This window comes from Micromonospora humida (genome assembly GCF_016901255.1).
Classification (GTDB): domain Bacteria; phylum Actinomycetota; class Actinomycetes; order Mycobacteriales; family Micromonosporaceae; genus Micromonospora; species Micromonospora wenchangensis.
Genome location: NZ_JAFEUC010000006.1, coordinates 117,185 through 132,333, shown reverse-complemented (window position 1 = coordinate 132,333; position 15,149 = coordinate 117,185). Strand labels below are relative to the sequence as shown.

General features: G+C 71.9%; 16 protein-coding genes and 1 tRNA gene. 7 read left to right on the top strand and 10 right to left on the bottom strand.

Going from position 1 to position 15,149, the window contains the following annotated elements:
* The first annotated feature begins 41 nt into the window (after nt 1-41).
* Nucleotides 42-503 (top strand): redox-sensitive transcriptional activator SoxR, encoded by a 462-nt coding sequence (soxR, locus tag JQX11_RS13990; protein ID WP_204925412.1) that lies wholly within the window; start codon nt 42-44, stop codon nt 501-503.
* A 40-nt stretch (nt 504-543) separates the two neighbouring features.
* Here the strand turns inward: soxR and JQX11_RS13985 are convergent, their stop codons facing one another.
* Nucleotides 544-1,521, bottom strand: a complete 978-nt coding sequence (locus JQX11_RS13985) for an NAD(P)H-quinone oxidoreductase (protein ID WP_204925411.1) — start codon at nt 1,519-1,521, stop codon at nt 544-546.
* Nucleotides 1,522-1,816: 295 nt separating this feature from the next.
* On the opposite strand from JQX11_RS13985, the gene JQX11_RS13980 reads away from it, so the two are divergent.
* Nucleotides 1,817-1,903: transfer RNA gene (locus JQX11_RS13980), tRNA-Ser, on the top strand.
* Nucleotides 1,904-2,116: 213 nt separating this feature from the next.
* On the opposite strand, the gene JQX11_RS13975 is transcribed toward JQX11_RS13980, so the two are convergent.
* The 4 genes from JQX11_RS13975 to JQX11_RS13960 all read right to left on the bottom strand — a co-directional run bounded on the left by JQX11_RS13975 (nt 2,117) and on the right by JQX11_RS13960 (nt 4,651).
* Nucleotides 2,117-3,562: an ATP-binding protein gene (locus JQX11_RS13975; RefSeq protein ID WP_204925410.1), complete on the bottom strand. Its 1,446-nt coding sequence runs from the start codon at nt 3,560-3,562 to the stop codon at nt 2,117-2,119.
* Nucleotides 3,563-3,644: 82 nt separating this feature from the next.
* Nucleotides 3,645-4,055, bottom strand: a complete 411-nt coding sequence (locus JQX11_RS13970) for a type II toxin-antitoxin system VapC family toxin (protein WP_204925409.1) — start codon at nt 4,053-4,055, stop codon at nt 3,645-3,647.
* Nucleotides 4,052-4,330 carry a type II toxin-antitoxin system Phd/YefM family antitoxin gene (locus JQX11_RS13965; RefSeq protein WP_204925408.1) on the bottom strand — a complete coding sequence of 93 codons (279 nt, stop codon included), beginning with the start codon at nt 4,328-4,330 and terminating at the stop codon, nt 4,052-4,054. Before JQX11_RS13965 ends, JQX11_RS13970 begins: the two co-directional genes overlap by 4 nt.
* 78 nt (nt 4,331-4,408) lie before the next feature.
* Nucleotides 4,409-4,651, bottom strand: a complete 243-nt coding sequence (locus JQX11_RS13960) for a GntR family transcriptional regulator (RefSeq protein ID WP_204925407.1) — start codon at nt 4,649-4,651, stop codon at nt 4,409-4,411.
* 524 nt (nt 4,652-5,175) lie between these two features.
* Here JQX11_RS13960 and JQX11_RS13955 point away from each other — a divergent pair.
* The gene (locus JQX11_RS13955) at nt 5,176-5,514 is read left to right on the top strand and encodes a hypothetical protein (protein WP_204925406.1); all 339 of its coding nucleotides are present in this window, start codon (nt 5,176-5,178) and stop codon (nt 5,512-5,514) included.
* On the opposite strand, the gene JQX11_RS13950 is transcribed toward JQX11_RS13955, so the two are convergent.
* Entirely contained in the window at nt 5,498-5,878 is a 381-nt protein-coding gene (locus JQX11_RS13950) for a nuclear transport factor 2 family protein (RefSeq protein ID WP_204925405.1), read from the bottom strand. The two genes, JQX11_RS13955 and JQX11_RS13950, sit on opposite strands and share 17 nt — an antisense overlap.
* Before the next feature lie 133 nt (nt 5,879-6,011).
* On the opposite strand from JQX11_RS13950, the gene JQX11_RS13945 reads away from it, so the two are divergent.
* The gene (locus JQX11_RS13945) at nt 6,012-6,545 is read left to right on the top strand and encodes a YbhB/YbcL family Raf kinase inhibitor-like protein (protein WP_204925404.1); all 534 of its coding nucleotides are present in this window, start codon (nt 6,012-6,014) and stop codon (nt 6,543-6,545) included.
* Nucleotides 6,546-6,596: 51 nt separating this feature from the next.
* Here the strand turns inward: JQX11_RS13945 and JQX11_RS13940 are convergent, their stop codons facing one another.
* The gene (locus JQX11_RS13940; protein WP_088642340.1) at nt 6,597-7,307 is read right to left on the bottom strand and encodes a class I SAM-dependent methyltransferase; all 711 of its coding nucleotides are present in this window, start codon (nt 7,305-7,307) and stop codon (nt 6,597-6,599) included.
* 409 nt (nt 7,308-7,716) lie between these two features.
* Here JQX11_RS13940 and JQX11_RS13935 point away from each other — a divergent pair, with 409 nt between their 5' ends.
* The gene (locus JQX11_RS13935; protein WP_232377893.1) at nt 7,717-9,414 is read left to right on the top strand and encodes a DUF6311 domain-containing protein; all 1,698 of its coding nucleotides are present in this window, start codon (nt 7,717-7,719) and stop codon (nt 9,412-9,414) included.
* Nucleotides 9,415-9,432: 18 nt separating this feature from the next.
* Here the strand turns inward: JQX11_RS13935 and JQX11_RS13930 are convergent, their stop codons facing one another.
* Nucleotides 9,433-10,212 (bottom strand): hypothetical protein, encoded by a 780-nt coding sequence (locus JQX11_RS13930; protein ID WP_204925628.1) that lies wholly within the window; start codon nt 10,210-10,212, stop codon nt 9,433-9,435.
* Between the two features lie 352 nt (nt 10,213-10,564).
* Between JQX11_RS13930 and JQX11_RS13925 the strand changes: the two genes are divergently transcribed.
* Nucleotides 10,565-12,064 (top strand): peptide deformylase, encoded by a 1,500-nt coding sequence (locus JQX11_RS13925; protein WP_204925402.1) that lies wholly within the window; start codon nt 10,565-10,567, stop codon nt 12,062-12,064.
* Between the two features lie 98 nt (nt 12,065-12,162).
* On the opposite strand, the gene JQX11_RS13920 is transcribed toward JQX11_RS13925, so the two are convergent.
* Nucleotides 12,163-13,281, bottom strand: coding sequence for a globin domain-containing protein (locus JQX11_RS13920; protein ID WP_204925401.1), 1,119 nt, complete (start codon nt 13,279-13,281; stop codon nt 12,163-12,165).
* A 145-nt stretch (nt 13,282-13,426) separates the two neighbouring features.
* Here JQX11_RS13920 and JQX11_RS13915 point away from each other — a divergent pair, with 145 nt between their 5' ends.
* A complete protein-coding gene (locus JQX11_RS13915; RefSeq protein WP_204925400.1) occupies nt 13,427-14,200 on the top strand; it encodes a CPBP family intramembrane glutamic endopeptidase in 774 nt (257 codons plus the stop codon).
* Nucleotides 14,201-14,231: 31 nt separating this feature from the next.
* Here the strand turns inward: JQX11_RS13915 and JQX11_RS13910 are convergent, their stop codons facing one another.
* Nucleotides 14,232-14,852: a hypothetical protein gene (locus JQX11_RS13910; RefSeq protein WP_232377850.1), complete on the bottom strand. Its 621-nt coding sequence runs from the start codon at nt 14,850-14,852 to the stop codon at nt 14,232-14,234.
* Nucleotides 14,853-15,149 lie beyond the last annotated feature (297 nt).

The following is a 15,149-nucleotide window of genomic DNA, read 5'->3' as shown; positions in this document are numbered from 1 at the left end:
CTAGCGTGCTACTTGAAGTTAACTTCAACTCAAGGGCAGTGATGCACGAGTCACTCACCATCGGTCAGCTCTCCGCGCGCAGCGGGGTGGCCCAGTCGGCGCTGCGCTACTACGAACGCCTCGGGCTGATCCACGCCGAGCGCACCGGCGGCAACCAACGTCGCTACGCCCGCACCGAGCTGCGTCGGGTGGCGTTCATCCGGATCTCCCAGCAGGTCGGCATCTCGCTGGAGGAGATCCGTGCCGCGCTGGACTCGCTGCCCTCGTCCCGCGCCCCCAGCCCCGACGACTGGGCCGCCCTCTCCCGCACCTGGCGGGAACGGCTGGACGAACGGATCAAGCTGCTCGGCAAGCTCCGCGACGACCTCGACGGCTGCATCGGCTGCGGCTGCCTGTCGTTGCAGCGCTGCACCCTCTACAACCCGGGCGACACGCTGGCCGGCGAGGGCCCCGGCGCCCGCCTGGTGCTACCCCGCCGGGACGGCCCGCGCCCGCCGACCTGAGCGCCCCCCGGGCCTGCGCCCGGTGTGGCCCGGCCGATCGTCACCCGGTGACGAGCAGCACCTTGCCCACGTGGTCGCTCGACTCGACCAGCCGGTGCGCCTGCGCGGCGTCGCGCATCGGCAGCCGCCGGTCCACGATCGGCCGGACCGTGCCCGCCTCCACCAGCGGCCACACCTGCTCCCGTACGCCCCGGACGATGTCCGCCTTGTCGGCCAGCGGGCGGGACCGCAGCGCGGTCGCCGCCACCGACGCCCGCTTCGCCAGCAGCGCGCCCAGATCCAGCTCCGCCTTCCGGCCGCCCTGCATGCCGATCACCACCAGCCGGCCGCCGTCGGCAAGCGCCGCCACGTTCCGGCCCAGATAGGACGCGCCCATGATGTCGAGGATCACGTCCGCACCCCGGCCGTCGGTGACCCGCCGGACCTCCGCCACGAAATCCTGCTCGCGGTAGTCGACCGTGTGCGCGGCACCCAGCTCGCGCAGCCTGTCGTGCTTGGACGACCGGGCGGTCGCCACCACCGTCGCGCCCAGCGCCGCGCCGAACTGCACCGCGAACGTGCCGATCCCGCTCCCGCCGCCGTGCACCAACAGCGTCTCGCCCCTGCCCAGGTGGGCCACCCGGATCAGGTTCGACCAGACCGTACAGGCCACCTCGGGCAGCGCGGCGGCGTCGACCGGGTCGACGCCGGCCGGCACCGGCAGCAACTGCCCGGCCGGCACGGCCACCCGCTCGGCGTACCCACCGCCGGCCAGCAGCGCGCACACCGGCTGACCCACCGCCCACCCGGTCACCCCCGCGCCGAGCGCGCCGATCACCCCCGAACACTCCAACCCGGGGTACGCGGGCGCGCCCGGCGGCGGCGGATACTGCCCCTGCCGCTGGAGCAGGTCGGCCCGGTTGACCGCGCTGGCGGTCACCTCGACGACCACCTCACCCGCGCCGGGCTCCGGGTCGGGCACCTCCGCCCAGACGAGCGCGTCGGGTCCACCGGGTTCCGGGATCGTGATCGCGTGCATGGCCCAGTCTTACCCGATCCGGGCCACGAACCACGCCCGGCCGACGAGAAGCGCCATGTGGGCAGGTCCGGCCGGCAATATCCACCGGCCGTCGTCCCGGGCGGTCCACCGCTCGCCCACGACGGCCGGAATTTCGGCCACAGTGGACCATCCGGGTGAGGTCACGCTGGTCATGCCAGGGATCAAGGACCCCTCTCCGGTACGCCGAACCCCGCCCGACGGCGATGGGCCGGCTCGTCCGGACGCAGTTCGTGGCAGACTAGGCACGGGCCGCGCACCCCCGGGTGGCGGTTCGGGAGGGTTCGCCTAGTGGCCGATGGCGCTGGTCTTGAAAACCGGTAAGGCAGCGATGTCTTCGTGGGTTCGAATCCCACACCCTCCGCGTCCTGAGCCGCAGAAATGCCCCCTGACCAGTGCGGACGCCGGCAGGGGGCGTTTCGTCACTGCGGATCGGTCCCACTTCGTCCCGCTGGGCCGTCTCGTTTCGCTGGTCGTGTCGCATTCGTGTCGGCGTTACTCGGCTTCCTCGGTGGTCCTGCATCGTTCCGCTCCGGTGCTGACACCGACCGCAACCGCAGCCACAGCGGCGTGGGCATCAGCCGCGTGGAGTGAGACTGTGGCGATATGTGGTGGTGCGGCCTCTGCCGCCGTCCTGGTGCACGAGACCACGGTTGCGCAGGCTTCGGAGGGCCTTGCGAATGTTGGGTCCGGTCAGGTCGAGGATTACCTCCAGTTGGGCAACGGTCCTCGGTGCGGGTCCGAGCGCGTCATAGATGCGTAGCTCGGTGGCGTTGAGGGCCGGGCTCGTGGAGTTGGCTGCGGGGCCACGGAGCAGCACGGTGAATCTGATATTGAAGTCGACGTACTGCGCCGGTGGCAGGGCATGGTCTGACAGTTCGTGAGCAATCGTGGGGATGCCGCTGGCGAGGGCCTCGATGACCCGGCCGCCGGTGGCGGCCGACCGGACGTGTTGGCAGATGGCCACGAGGAGCCCGTTGCGGGCGGAGGTGACGGCGTCGTGGCCGAGTCGATCGACAGTGATGCCGTACAGGCCACCCGGGTTGGTGATGACGAGACGGTCGCGGCGCAGCCGTACCTCGATGGCGAAGGCCTGTGACCAGTGGTCGAGGTCGCGGTGGATGAGAGCGTTGGCAATGATCTCGCGAAACGCGACCAGGGGGTAGACGGGTCGATCAGTGACACTGCCATCGGGGTTGGCGACGATGACCGTGTCGAACGTGCGGCGGGCCCAGTCCAGGGCGGTGTCGAGCATGCGGGGAATGGGCCCTGTGATCGTGATCTGGTTGCGGGCCCGCGCTCCGGGTGGGTCATGGGGCAGGGGTTCGGCGGAAGCCTGAATGACGTAGCGGGGAAAGAACTGCTGCGGATGGACACCGAGGGCGAGCAGGCCGGCCGTGGTGGGGCGACCTCCGCTCACGGTGACTCCAGCCCGACGCAACAACTCGGCGTCGTCGGTGAAGCGTCCCAGTCCCGTGGCGTCCCGCTCTCGTACCGTCGCCAGGAACGAGGCGACCAGGTCCGGATCGAGGTCATCGAAGCTGGCACCGTCAACGGGCTGGCGATCGAACAGCGGTGGTCGCCGGGCGGTGAGGAAGCCTTGCGTCTCCAGGTCGGACAGCGGAAAGTCGCCGTCGTAGCCGCGGAGATAGGCGGTACCCGTGGCGGTGACTCGACACGGTTTAGCCGAGGGGTCACATTCGTGGACCCGGGCGACGATCACCGGTTTCCCGTCGACGACGCCATCATCGATGGACAGGCGCACCGGCGGCGTGTACGCGCGTGCCTTCGTGGCGAGGCCCTGCTTGAGGATCTGTGGATCAGCGAGTGGCACCGGGCGGAAGCCGGTACGTTCGTCCAGGCCCAGGATGATCGTCCCACCACCGGGAAGGTTGGCCAGGGCGCTCAACGAGGAGGTCAGCGATACAGGCAGTCCGCCTGCGGCAGCCTTGACCTCGACACTGGTCGTGTCCCCGCCAGCCTCACGCAGCGTCTGTACCAGGTCGGCTACGTCCTCGGTCATGGCGCGAAATGTAACTGCGCGTGAGTTACATTTCAAGCTTGTCGGGTTACATTTGGGGTGTGTCGGGGCGGGGACCAGTAGGTCAGTTCTGGCCGGGGCTTGCTGTAGGTAGTCCTGCTTCCTTGGCGCATTCGAGCAGCCGTCGGTCGTAGGTGACGAAGGCGGTGAGTGCCGCGCCGGACTCGTTGGTCAGCACATGGGCGGTGGCCAGGTGGATGGCGTCGAGGCTGCGGAGTGTCGGCTCGGCGAATGCGGCTGCGGTCGCCCGGATCGTGCTGTCGATTTCCAGGCGGAACACCCGTCCGACGGCGGCCGGCACGCCGATCAGCGCTTGCGGGGCTGATCGGCGCAGGGCTCTGGGGACCTCCACCTCGACGAGGGCGGAGGAGACCAGGGGAACGTCGTCGTGCTTGTTGAGCCAGGCGACGAGGTCGGTGCTGCACTCCTCCTGCCGGACCAGCTTGATGACGGCGGCGGAGTCGAGATAGATCACCAGCGTTCCTCGTCGCGCATCGCGGCGAGCGAGGCGGCCACGTCCACGTTCTCGTCACCGAGCTTTGGTGGAAAGGGCACGGGGCCTCCGCCGGTGGGGGCGACGGCCCGTCCAGCCGACACCAGTTTGGCCAGCACCGACCGGTCGTTGCCCACCGGGACGAGTCGGGCGATCGGGCGGCCGCGATCGGTGATCTCCAGGGTCTCGCCGCCACTCACCCGGGCCAGCACCTGGCTCGTGTTCTGGTTCAGCTCCCGGACCCCGATACGCTCCATGACCCGAGTGTAGAACTAGACGTTCTACCGCTCTAGCTTCTGGCCTTTTCGGGACTGTCGCTTTCTATTGGTCGGTGCCTACCCCTGCGGGTGGTTCTCGGTGACGTACGTGCCGCGCTGGGGCATGGTCATGACCAGCCCGCGTTCCCGTAGCAGGGCGATCGCCGCGCGGACCGTGCCGCGCGCTACCCCGTACTCCTGTTGTAGCCGTAGCTCGCTCGGTAACGGCTTGAGCGGCTGCAACTCTCCCGACTCGATGCGCTTGGCGATCAGGTCGGCGAGCTGCACGTACAGGGGCGTCGGCGAGAACTGGTCGACCATGACGTCAACCTACGGACGACCAGGAAGCTCGGGTCGTCAGGTAAGTACTGCACCTACTGAACAAGTTGAACCTCCTGTACTTCCTGAACCAGGAGCGTTACCGTTTCGCAGGATCGCAAACGTCGGCAGAAGGACCGGATGCTCATGCTGCGCTCGTTGATCACACGTGCCCTGCGCCGGCTGGCTGGCCGTCCGAGTGCTTCCCCACCGTTGGATCGGACCGGTCCCGCCACCGCGTATCCGAATCAGACCGGCGCGTGGGCTCCGGTCCGGAGCACGCCACCCCAGCCCTACCCGCGCAGTGCCATCGATGACTGCCGCTGCCGGGTGGCGCCTGTCCGTCGGGGCGCGGTGGATGCGCGCAGCGGAGTGCCACTCCTGGTCCAGTCCGCGTGGGACTGCCTGGACCACCACCGCCACAGCCGGTGCGGCAGATGCACCGAGGGCGGCTTCTGCCCGCTGGTCGAGGCCGCCCGTGCCCGGATCAGGGCGTGGCGCAGGCTACGTCACGTCCGGGGCCATCGATGAACGCGCCGCTGCCGGAGGCCGGCGACCTGGTGTACGTCACCCGCGCTGCCAGCGTGCAGTTCGTCAAGCCGATCTGGTGCCGGGTCATCCGGGTGCTCGACTGGATCACCTACGACGGGTGGTGCTGGCTCGACGTCTACCAACTGGACGCCAAAGGCGACGCGGTCGCTCGTCGGTCGATCTTCGTGCAGCCCGCGAAGCTGGAGAGCAGGCAACCGGTCGGCCGGCCTGAACAGCGGCGACCCCAGGGTGTGCGCCGCCGCCCTGACGCCGGTGGCAGCCGCCCTGTGCCGGCCGGCAGGCAGCCCGGAAAACTGGTCAGGGGACGGGGCTGAGGTGGGCGGCGAGGATGCGCCAGCCGTACCCGTCGTCGTAGGCCCAGGTGCGGGTGTAGCGCAGCCGCGCCGCGAACGGCTCGCCCGCGAAGGTGCCGCTGACCCGCCCCCGGAAGAACGTCACCCCCGTCGTCCCGGCCACGATCAGCTCCAGCTCCTCCTCCACCAGCTCGTCGAGCACCGAGGTGCCGCTGCGGTGGGCGGCCAGGTCGTCCTCCTTGCTGAACGTACGACCGTCCGGCCCGACGGCGATCAGGCGGTCGTCGAGCAGGGCATCGAGCGCGGCCACGTCGCCGGCCCGCTGGGCGGCCTGGAGGCGACGCTCCGCCTCCAACAGTTCCGCCTCACGTTCGGTGTCCTGCATGCGCCCTCCCGGTCGTCCGCCGCGTCCCCTCATTCTGGCGGCCCGACGGTGCGCGGTGCTTCCGGTTCGTCGTGCCGGCCCGGCGGGGTAAGAAGGGGCAGAGGAAAACGCGTACACCGGAAGGACCTTCCCGATGACCCTGGAACGACCGATCGCCCCGGACCCGTACGAGCTGCTGCCGACCGTCTCGTCGTTCGACCTGACCAGTGACGACGTGCACAACGGCGAGCCGATGGACGCCCGGTACGCGCACGGCAGCACCGGTGGCGAGAACGTCTCCCCGCACCTGGCCTGGTCGGGCTTCCCGGCCGGGACGAAGAGCTTCGTGGTGACCTGCTTCGACCCGGACGCCCCGACCGGCAGCGGCTTCTGGCACTGGGTGCTGGTCGACGTGCCGGCCTCCACGACCAGCCTGCCGACCGGCGTACGGGAGGCGGACCTGGGCGGCGCGTTCAGCGTCCGCAACGACTACGGCGACACCGGCTACGGTGGCGCGGCCCCGCCGCCGGGCGACCGCCCGCACCGGTACGTCTTCGCCGTGCACGCGGTCGACGTCGACACGCTCGGCGTCGGGCCCGACGCCAGCCCCGCGTACGTCGGCTTCAACCTGGCGTTCCACACCCTGGCGCGGGCGGTCATCAGGCCGACGTACCAGATCAAGGAGTGACCGGTGGCCCGCCGGTCCCGCGCACGCGGGGCCGGCGGGCGTGCGGTGCCCTCAGCCGGGCACCCGGGCGACGGCGAAGACGGACTGGCCGAACGGCGGCCGGACGAGCTGCTCGGCGGCCTTGGTGGCGGGCAGGACGAGGGTGTCGTACACCTTGACCATCGGGCCCTCCTTCGGCATCAGCCGGAAGACCTTGGTGGCCATGAAATAGCCGATCAGGCCGAGGGCGTTGGCGTAGTGCATCGTCTCGACCCGCAGCCCGGCCGCGGTCATCGCGTCGCCGAGGGTCTTCTTGGTGTAGCGGCGCACGTGGCCGGTGGCGATGTCGGCGGGGCCCATCGCGAACTGGAACGCCGGCACGATGATGATCACGGCACCGCCGGGCCGGACCAGGTCGCGCATGCTGCGCAGCGCGCCCACGTGGTCCTCGATGTGCTCCAGCACGTTGTACGACACGGCCGCGCTGTAGTCGCCGCCCCCCGGGTGCGGCAGCAGCATCTCGCGGACCTCGATGGTCGGCTCGTCGACCAGCCGCTCCTTGAGCAGGATGAGCCGGTCCGGGTCGGCCTCGGTGGCGGTGAACCGGGGCACGTGCCGCGCCCACTCCAGGGCGTAGTCGCCCAGGCCGCTGCCGATCTCGATGGGGTCGTCACCGAGGTGGGGCACCGCCAGTTCGACGAACCACCGGCGGTGGTTGACCGCGGTGGCCAGGCCCTCCAGAACCTCTGCCTGGACGCGCTGGTCCCCAAGGATTTCTGCCATGCGTCGATTCCTCACGATATGACTGACCCGCGCCTGGACCGACAGAGTGAATCATCCGCGTCAGGGGCGGAGGAAACGGGGCACTGTGAAGGCCGAAATGTGGTCGGGGGAGGGCACGTGATCGGCGGTCGGCGAACCCGGCACATAGTACGGCAGTACCCGAAACATGTCACGTGACCGCCATAGGCCAACTACGCTCTGAATTGCTATGACTACTGGCGAATCGGAGCGCGGGACCGGTCGATCCGACGTCGGGGACGCCGGACCTGTGCCGGTCCGGCGGGTCGTCCGGCGGCGCCGGCGGCGGGTGCTCCCGGCAGCCCGTGCGCCGCGTGCCGGGCCGCCGGCACCGGCCCGTCCGTCCGCCGCCGGGTGGCGGTGGGACGCGTTGGCCGTGGTCAGCTACCTGATGCTGGCGTTCTGGGTGACCGCCCGGTTCTGGCGCGACCCGGCGGCCGGGGTACGCGACAACCGGTCGGACCAGGCGCAGTTCGAGTGGATGATGGCGCACGGCGCGCGGGTGGTCACGGAATGGAGCTATCCGTTCGCCTCGGACCGGATGAACGTGCCCGACGGCGTCAACCTGATGGCGAATACCTCGGTATTATCCGTCTCAATCCCGATGACCCCGGTCACTGTCCTCTTCGGGCCGCACTGGTCATTTCTTGTCTTTCTCACCCTCGGAATGGCGGCCACCGGAACCGCCTGGTACTTCTTCCTGTCCCGGGTGGTCACCCGATCCCGGGGGCCGGCCTGGCTCGGCGCGGCCTTCTGCGCGTACGCCCCGGCGATGGTGTCGCACGCCAACGCCCACCCGAACATCGCCTCCCAGTTCGTCGTCCCACTGATCATCTGGCGCACCCTGCGGCTGGCCGGGCCGGGCCGGTGGCTGCGCAACGGACTCCTGCTCGGCCTGCTGATCGTCTGGCAGGCCTTCCTCAACCTGGAGATCCTGCTGATGACCGCGATCGCCCTGGCCGTGGTGGTCGGTGCCCTCGCCATCGGCCGACCGCCGCTACGCGCGGCCACCCGACCGTTCCTCGCCGGGCTCGGCGTGGCCGCGCTGCTGTCCGCCGTGCTGCTCGCCTACCCGCTGTACGTGCAGCTCTTCGGACCGGGTTCCTACCACGGGCTGTCCCGGCTGATCCGGGGCTACCGTACCGACCTCGGCGCGTTCGTCGGGTGGTCGCGGGAGTCGCTGGCCGGGGACGCCCGGTCCGCCGACCCGCTGGCCCGCAACCCCACCGAGGAGAACGCCTTCTTCGGCTGGCCGCTGGCCGTCCTCACCGTCGCCCTGGTCTGGTGGCTGCGGCGCAACGCCCTGGTGGTCGGCCTGGCCGTCCTCGGGCTGCTCTTCGCCGCCCTGTCGCTGGGCCGGGAGGTGCAGCTCAACGGGCGGAACACCGGCGTCCCCGCCCCCTGGGCACTGCTGGAGGACCTGCCGCTGCTGCACTCCGTGGTGCCCACCCGCTGGTCGCTGGCGATCACCCCGATCGTCGGGGTGCTGCTGGCCCTCGGTGCCCAGCGGGCCCGCGACCTCGCCCGCCGGCATCCGGCCGCCCGCCGGCAGATCCGCTTCGCCACGGTCACCGTCCTGCTGATGGCCCTGGTGCCGCTGCTGCCGACCCCGCTGCCGGCGACCCGGCTCGACCCGGTGCCGCAGTTCGTCACCGACGGCGGCTGGCGGCCGTACGTGGCGGGAGGGCGCAGCGTGGTCACCCTGCCGCTGCCCGACAACACCTACGCCGAACCGCTGCGCTGGTCGGCCCGGACCGGGTTGGAGATGCCGCTGGCCCGGGGCTACTTCCTGGCCCCCGACACCCGGCCGTGGTCGCCCGAACCGGACGCCGCCCTGTTCACCGCCCCCTACCGGCGGACCAGCAACTTCTTCGGCGGGATCGCGCGGACCGGCACCGTCGGGCCGATCACCGACGCCGACCGGCGGGCCGCCGTGACCGACCTGCGCTACTGGCGGGCCGGTGTGGTGATCCTCGGCCCGCACCGGCACGCCGACGCGTTGCGTCGGGCGATGACCGCGCTGACCGGCATCACCCCCGTGCTGACCGGCGGGGTGTGGCGGTGGGACGTCCGGTCGCTCACCGGGTGAACCCGCCGGGGTGCCGGGTCAGGCCGTGCGGACGCAGCAGCCCTGGCAGACCTTCGGGCTGGGCAGGGTGAACGCCAGGCAGCAGGTGCGCCGCTGCACGGTCGGCTCGCCGCCCCGGCCGGGCACCAGCTCGACCAGGTCGGCCACGCCGAGGGTGCCGAGCAGCGTGTCGATGGTGGTCACCGACGGGCCGGGCAGGACGTCCGCCGCGCGCAGGATGCCGTGCGCGATCCCCGAGGCCACCGAGCCGAGCAGGGTACGAGCACCGACCCGCACCTCCGCCTGGATCGCGGTGATCATCGGGGTGAGGTGGGCGTCGAGCAGCGAGGCCCGCAGGAGGCCGAGCAGCTCGGCCTCGTCGGCGGCGACCCGGACGCCGGGCTGGCCGGTGAGGGCGAGCGGGTCACCGGGCAGCACCGCGACGGTCGTCGAGCGGTGCAGGCCCATGGTCAGCAGTTGCCGGTGGTCCTCGAAGTGGATCAGCACGTCGGCCGGGTCGAGCAGCGGCACCCGGCGGGCCGAGGCCCAGCCGAGCACCACCGGCAGCGCCGTCCAGTAGCTGTAGGACTTCCAGGCCAGCGCGGCGCAGGCGTGCGGGGTGCCGCCCCAGCGGCGGGCGGCGGCGCGCAGGAACTCCGGCATCCGGGTGCCGTCGACGAGGGTGGTGGCCGGGCTCCAGCCGATGTCGTCGGTGACCACCAGGCCGGGCGCGAGGCCGGGCAGCACGTCGGTGCCGAACATGGCGCGCAGGGTGGCGGTGACCGGGGCGAGTCGGTCGGCGAGATCCTGGCCGGGCAGCACCGCCGTCATCCGGACCCCCTCCCGTCCCGCTCGGCCCGCCACGGGTGGTGGCGGTCTCCTCGGCCACTCCGGTGCCGGAGGGGTCGTCCGTGAAACTACGTCCGCGAAGCTAAGGCTAGCCTAACCATGCCTGGGCGCTGAGGGAAGTCTCTGCGGAGGTGGATCGGGAGGCCGGGATCACCATGTCCGTCCCGTCGGTACGGATCGGCCCGGTTCGGCTACTACCCGGCCGAACGCGGGGAAAACGCGGGCGATGTCAAGGCATATGTCGGCAACGTGCCAGTTCGGTACAGGGCGATGGGAAAAACGTGAAGACTTGTCATCCCGGCTGCGCTGCGTGAGGAAGCTGATGACGACCTCTCCCCTGGAGCGGGCCGCCGATTCGTTCGCGGCGGAACTCGCCCGGCACCGGACGGGGCGAGGGCTGACCAAGAAACAGCTCGCCACCATGATGGGCTTCGACCCGTCGTACGTGAGCCACGTCGAGGGGCGACGACACCGGCCCACCGAGGACTTCGCCCGCCGCGCCGAGGCCGTCCTCGACGCCGGGGGCGTCATCTGGCAGCGGTTCCGCGAGTACGACCAGCTCCGCCACACCCGCGCCACCCCCGGCCACCGCGAACCCGCACCCCCCGGCCGCTGGCTCCCCCCGGGCACCGGGCTCGTCGTCGAACGGGAGACCGCCACCCTCACCCTGGTCGACGGCACCTACCGGTGCGTGATCCGCCGCCGGCTGCACAACGCCGGCACCGAACCGGTCACCCGCTATCTCGTCCGGGTCGCCGTCGACAGGTGGCCCGACGACCCCGGCCGCTCCAACCGGCACCACCGCGAACACCCGCTCACCTTCGCCGAGCTGCGCTTCCGCGCCGTCCACCACGACGACGGCGCCCGCGAACCGATGCACTGGCGGGTCCGCCACGACCGGGACGCGTACAAGGAGATCTGGCTGCTGTTCGAGAACGCCGACGGACGGTTCCCACTGCACCCCGGCGAACGCGCCGAGGTCGAGTACGCCTACCGGGTCGGCCGGGTCAAGTGGGGCCCCTGGTTCCAGCGGGCCGTCCGCCTGCCCACCCGGCACCTCGCCGTACGACTGGACCTCCCGGCGGCCCTCGACCCCCGGGTGTGGGGGGTGGAGACCTCGCTGTCCGCCGACGAGGGACCGCTGCGCACCCCGGTCCGCCGGCACGACCGGGGGGACCGGGTGGTCTTCGACTGGTCCACCGACGACCCGCCGCTCAACACCCGCTTCCGCCTCCAGTGGCGGTTCCGGCGGGAAGCCGTCGAGACGCCCCCCGTGCCGACCCGACCGGCCGACCGGATGCGCGCCCTCGGCGTGCTGCCCCCCGAGGCCACCCCGCCCGGCCGACCCGCCCGCCCCCTGCACCTGCCCCGGGAGGCCGCCGCCGCCCGTGAGGTGGCCGACCGGCTCACCGACCTGCTGGCCCGGGCCGAGGAGGTGCACCCGCTCAGCACCGGCACGGGCCTCGCCGCCCCGCAGATCGGCCTGGACGTCGCGGTCGCCGTGGTCCGCCCCGCCGACCGGGCCGCCCCGCCGGTCGTCCTGGTCAACCCCCGGATGGTCGGGGAGAGCCCGGAAACCGTCGAACAGTACGAAGGCTGCCTCGCCGCCGCCGACCACCGTGGCCTGGTGGCCCGGCCGCTGCGCATCGAGGTCGAACACGCCCGCGCCGACGGCAGCCGGATGATCACCTCGTTCGCGTACGGGATGGCCCGGTTGGTCGCCCACGAGATCGACCACCTCGACGGCCGGGCCTGGACCGACCGGATGGCCCCCGGCGTGCCGCTGGTCCCCGTCGAGGAGTACCGCGAGAGCAACGCCTGAACCCTGCCCCGGACGCCGGTCCGGGTGGGCACGGAGGGGACCGGGGCGCGTGCCCCAGGGGGCGGGGGCACGCGCCCCGGTTCGGGGGGAGTAAAGCTCTACAGGTTGCCGAACGTGTCGTACCGGATGTGCTGCGGCGGTACGTCGTCCTCGGCGAGCGCCCGCAACGTCGCCCGGACCATCGCGGCCGAACCGGAGACGTAACAGTCATGCGACGTCCACGGGCCGTACCGGGCCACCACGTCGGGGACGTCCCCGCGCTCACCGGCGAAATCCGGGTCGTCGCTGCACGACGGGGTCACCGACAGCCACGGGTGGACGGCGACCAGCTCCTCCAGACCGGCCAGGCCGTACAACTCGTCGGCGTGCCGGGCACCGTAGAAGACGTGCACCCAGCGGGCCCGGTTCCAGCCCGCCAGCTCCTCCACCATCGCCTTCACCGGGGCCAGGCCGACCCCGCCGGCCACACAGAGGATGTCCCGCCCGGAATCCCGGTCCACCGTCATCGAGCCCATCGGGGCGGCCACCCGCAGCAGGTCACCCGGCTTGGTCCGGCGCACCAACGCCCCGGAGACCCAGCCCGCGCCGGCCGGCGTACGGACGTGGAACTCCAGCACGTTGTCGTCGTTCGGGGCGTTCGCCACCGAGTACGTCCGCCACACCCGGGGCAGGTGCCGGGGCACCTCGACGCTGACGTACTGGCCGGCCTTCCAGACCAGCGGATGCTGGAGGGCGCGGACGGTCAGCACGGCGGTGTCGCCGCCGTACCGCTCGTGGGTTAGCACCTCCGCGTGCCAGTACGGCGGATTCTCGTCCGACTCCGCCCCAGCCAGCATCGTCGCCGTGATCGCCGCGTACGCGTCCCGCCACGCCTGGTCGTACTCCAGGTTCCAGCCGTCACCGGCGGTGGTACGCAGCGCGTCGAGCAGCGCCACCCCCATCGTCGCGTAGTGCGCGGCGTCGACGTGGTACTTGCGGTGGTCCCGACCCAGCGAGCGCAGATACTCGTCGAAGCTCTCCGGGTCGTCCATCACCTGGGTGGCGGTGACGATCGCGTCCAGGATCCGGTCGCCCTGGCCGGTCATCTCCGCCGGGAACAGCCGGCGCAGCTCCGGATCGAGCAGGAACAGCCGGGCGTAGAAGCGACCGCTCAGCCGGTCCCGGTCCTCCTCGACCAGGGTCCAACTCTCCTTCAGCAGCCGAGCGAAGTTGTCCACGGGGGGCGGTCCTCCTCCTGACGGCGGATCGGGCACCGATAGAATGTCCACGGAGCGTGTGCACCGGTCGCACAGAATGTGCGATCGGCTCATCTGGGCCCACCGGCCGGTGCGATCGGGCCACCCCGTCGGGCAGAGTGGTGCGGTGACCGTTGAGCAGCACACCCGCCCGGAGTCCAGGCGGGTCCTCGGCACCGAGACCCTGCTGGTCCTCGGCCTGTCACTCGGGCAGTCGGCCGTCTACGCCATGGTGTCGCTGACCGCGAAACTGACCGCCGACGGGCCGCTGTCGAAGCAGACCGCGTCGCTCAACACCTCGCAGTCCGCCCGGCCCTGGCTCGACCTGACGTACCAACTGCTCGGCATCGCCTTCGCGCTGCTGCCGGTGCTGCTCGCCGTACACCTGCTGGCGCGCGACCCCGGCGACCCGGCGCGGACCCTCGGGGTGGACCTGCGACGGCCCGGGTCCGACCTGGCCCGGGGCGCCGGGCTCGCCGCGCTGATCGGCCTGCCCGGCCTGGCCCTGTTCTGGGCGGCGGCGCAGCTCGGCGTCAACGCCACCCTGGTCCCCGCCGGCCTGCCGCCGCTGTGGTGGGCGGTGCCGGTGCTGGTCCTCGCCGCCGTGCAGAACGCCGTGCTGGAGGAGGTGATCGTGGTCGGCTACCTGGTCACCCGGCTGCGCCAACTCCGGTGGCGGCTCGGCGCGGTCATCGCGACCAGCGCGCTGCTGCGCGGCTCCTACCACCTCTACCAGGGCTTCGGCGCGTTCGTCGGCAACGCCGTGATGGGCGTCGTGTTCAGCCTGTTCTACCTGCGCACCCGGCGGGTGATGCCGCTGATCGTGGCGCACACCCTGCTCGACGTGGTCGCCTTCGTCGGGTACTCGCTACTGCCGAAGGACTGGTTCGACTGGCTCTGACCGTCGCTGTCCCCGCCGATCTTCGGGCGGCCTAGCTGCCGGTCCGGGCGGGCCGGTAGCTGGCCACCGCGCGGGCGGCCAGCAGGTCGGTCGCCGCCGCGTCACCCGCCGCCGTCGCCAGCACCGCCGCCCCGGGAAGCAGCCGGGCCGCCAGCCGGAGCGCGGCCCAGCCACCGGCCTGCGCGGCCAGCGGAGCTGCCAACCGCCACGCGGCCTCGGCCGCACGCGGCCACGGCCCGTCGCCGGGACCGTCCGCCGCCCGCGCCGCGTCCAGTGCGGTACGGGCACTGTCCGCGTCCGGGTGTACCCGGGTCAGCACCAGCAACTCCACCGCCCGCTCCGGGTCGGCCGGGTCCCGGCCGTACGCCGCCGCCACGTGCAGCACCAGCGCCGACTGCGTCCAGAGCACCACCGCCAGCTCGGCCAGCGGCGCGAAGAGCCCGGCCACCGCCGCCGTCGCCCCACCCACCCCGGCCCACCTGACGAACCGCCGGGTGGCCAGCCGGGCCAGCCCGTCCGGACCGGCGTCCGGGTACGCCTCGCGCAGCCCGCGCGCCCACTCCCGGGCCTGCGGCCCGATCCCCTCGACGGCCGCCAGGGCCAGCAACTCCGGCGCGAACCCCGGATGGGCCAGCAGTCGAGTCCGGATCACCGCCAGATCCAGGCGTCCCGCTGCCGCGCCGTCCGGGCCCGCCGCCGTTACGGCGGGGGCGCTGGTGGCGGCGGTCGGGGTGCCGACGGGGTCCGGGCCGGCAGGTGGACGCTGCGTGGTGGTCGGGGTGTGTTCCGTGGCGGGAACCGTGGTCGGTTCGGGAGTGGTGTCCGTGGCGGGGGTGGTGGTCGGTTCGGAGGTGGGTTCCGCTGGCGTCTTGTTCGAGGGCGCCTTCTTCGGTGGGGTCGCCCGCGTGCGGGGCGCAGACCGGCGGGGGGCCGGGGTGGTCGACGCCGT

Bases quoted from the DNA above. Each gene is read 5' to 3' on its own strand.
- soxR (WP_204925412.1), top strand. From the start codon at position 42: ATGCACGAGTCACTCACCATCGGTCAGCTCTCCGCGCGCAGCGGGGTG.
- JQX11_RS13985 (WP_204925411.1), bottom strand. From the start codon at position 1,521: ATGCACGCGATCACGATCCCGGAACCCGGTGGACCCGACGCGCTCGTC.
- JQX11_RS13975 (WP_204925410.1), bottom strand. From the start codon at position 3,562: ATGACCGAGGACGTAGCCGACCTGGTACAGACGCTGCGTGAGGCTGGC.
- JQX11_RS13965 (WP_204925408.1), bottom strand. From the start codon at position 4,330: ATGGAGCGTATCGGGGTCCGGGAGCTGAACCAGAACACGAGCCAGGTG.
- JQX11_RS13960 (WP_204925407.1), bottom strand. From the start codon at position 4,651: ATGGTCGACCAGTTCTCGCCGACGCCCCTGTACGTGCAGCTCGCCGAC.
- JQX11_RS13955 (WP_204925406.1), top strand. From the start codon at position 5,176: ATGAACGCGCCGCTGCCGGAGGCCGGCGACCTGGTGTACGTCACCCGC.
- JQX11_RS13950 (WP_204925405.1), bottom strand. From the start codon at position 5,878: ATGCAGGACACCGAACGTGAGGCGGAACTGTTGGAGGCGGAGCGTCGC.
- JQX11_RS13945 (WP_204925404.1), top strand. From the start codon at position 6,012: ATGACCCTGGAACGACCGATCGCCCCGGACCCGTACGAGCTGCTGCCG.
- JQX11_RS13940 (WP_088642340.1), bottom strand. From the start codon at position 7,307: ATGGCAGAAATCCTTGGGGACCAGCGCGTCCAGGCAGAGGTTCTGGAG.
- JQX11_RS13935 (WP_232377893.1), top strand. From the start codon at position 7,717: ATGCTGGCGTTCTGGGTGACCGCCCGGTTCTGGCGCGACCCGGCGGCC.
- JQX11_RS13925 (WP_204925402.1), top strand. From the start codon at position 10,565: ATGACGACCTCTCCCCTGGAGCGGGCCGCCGATTCGTTCGCGGCGGAA.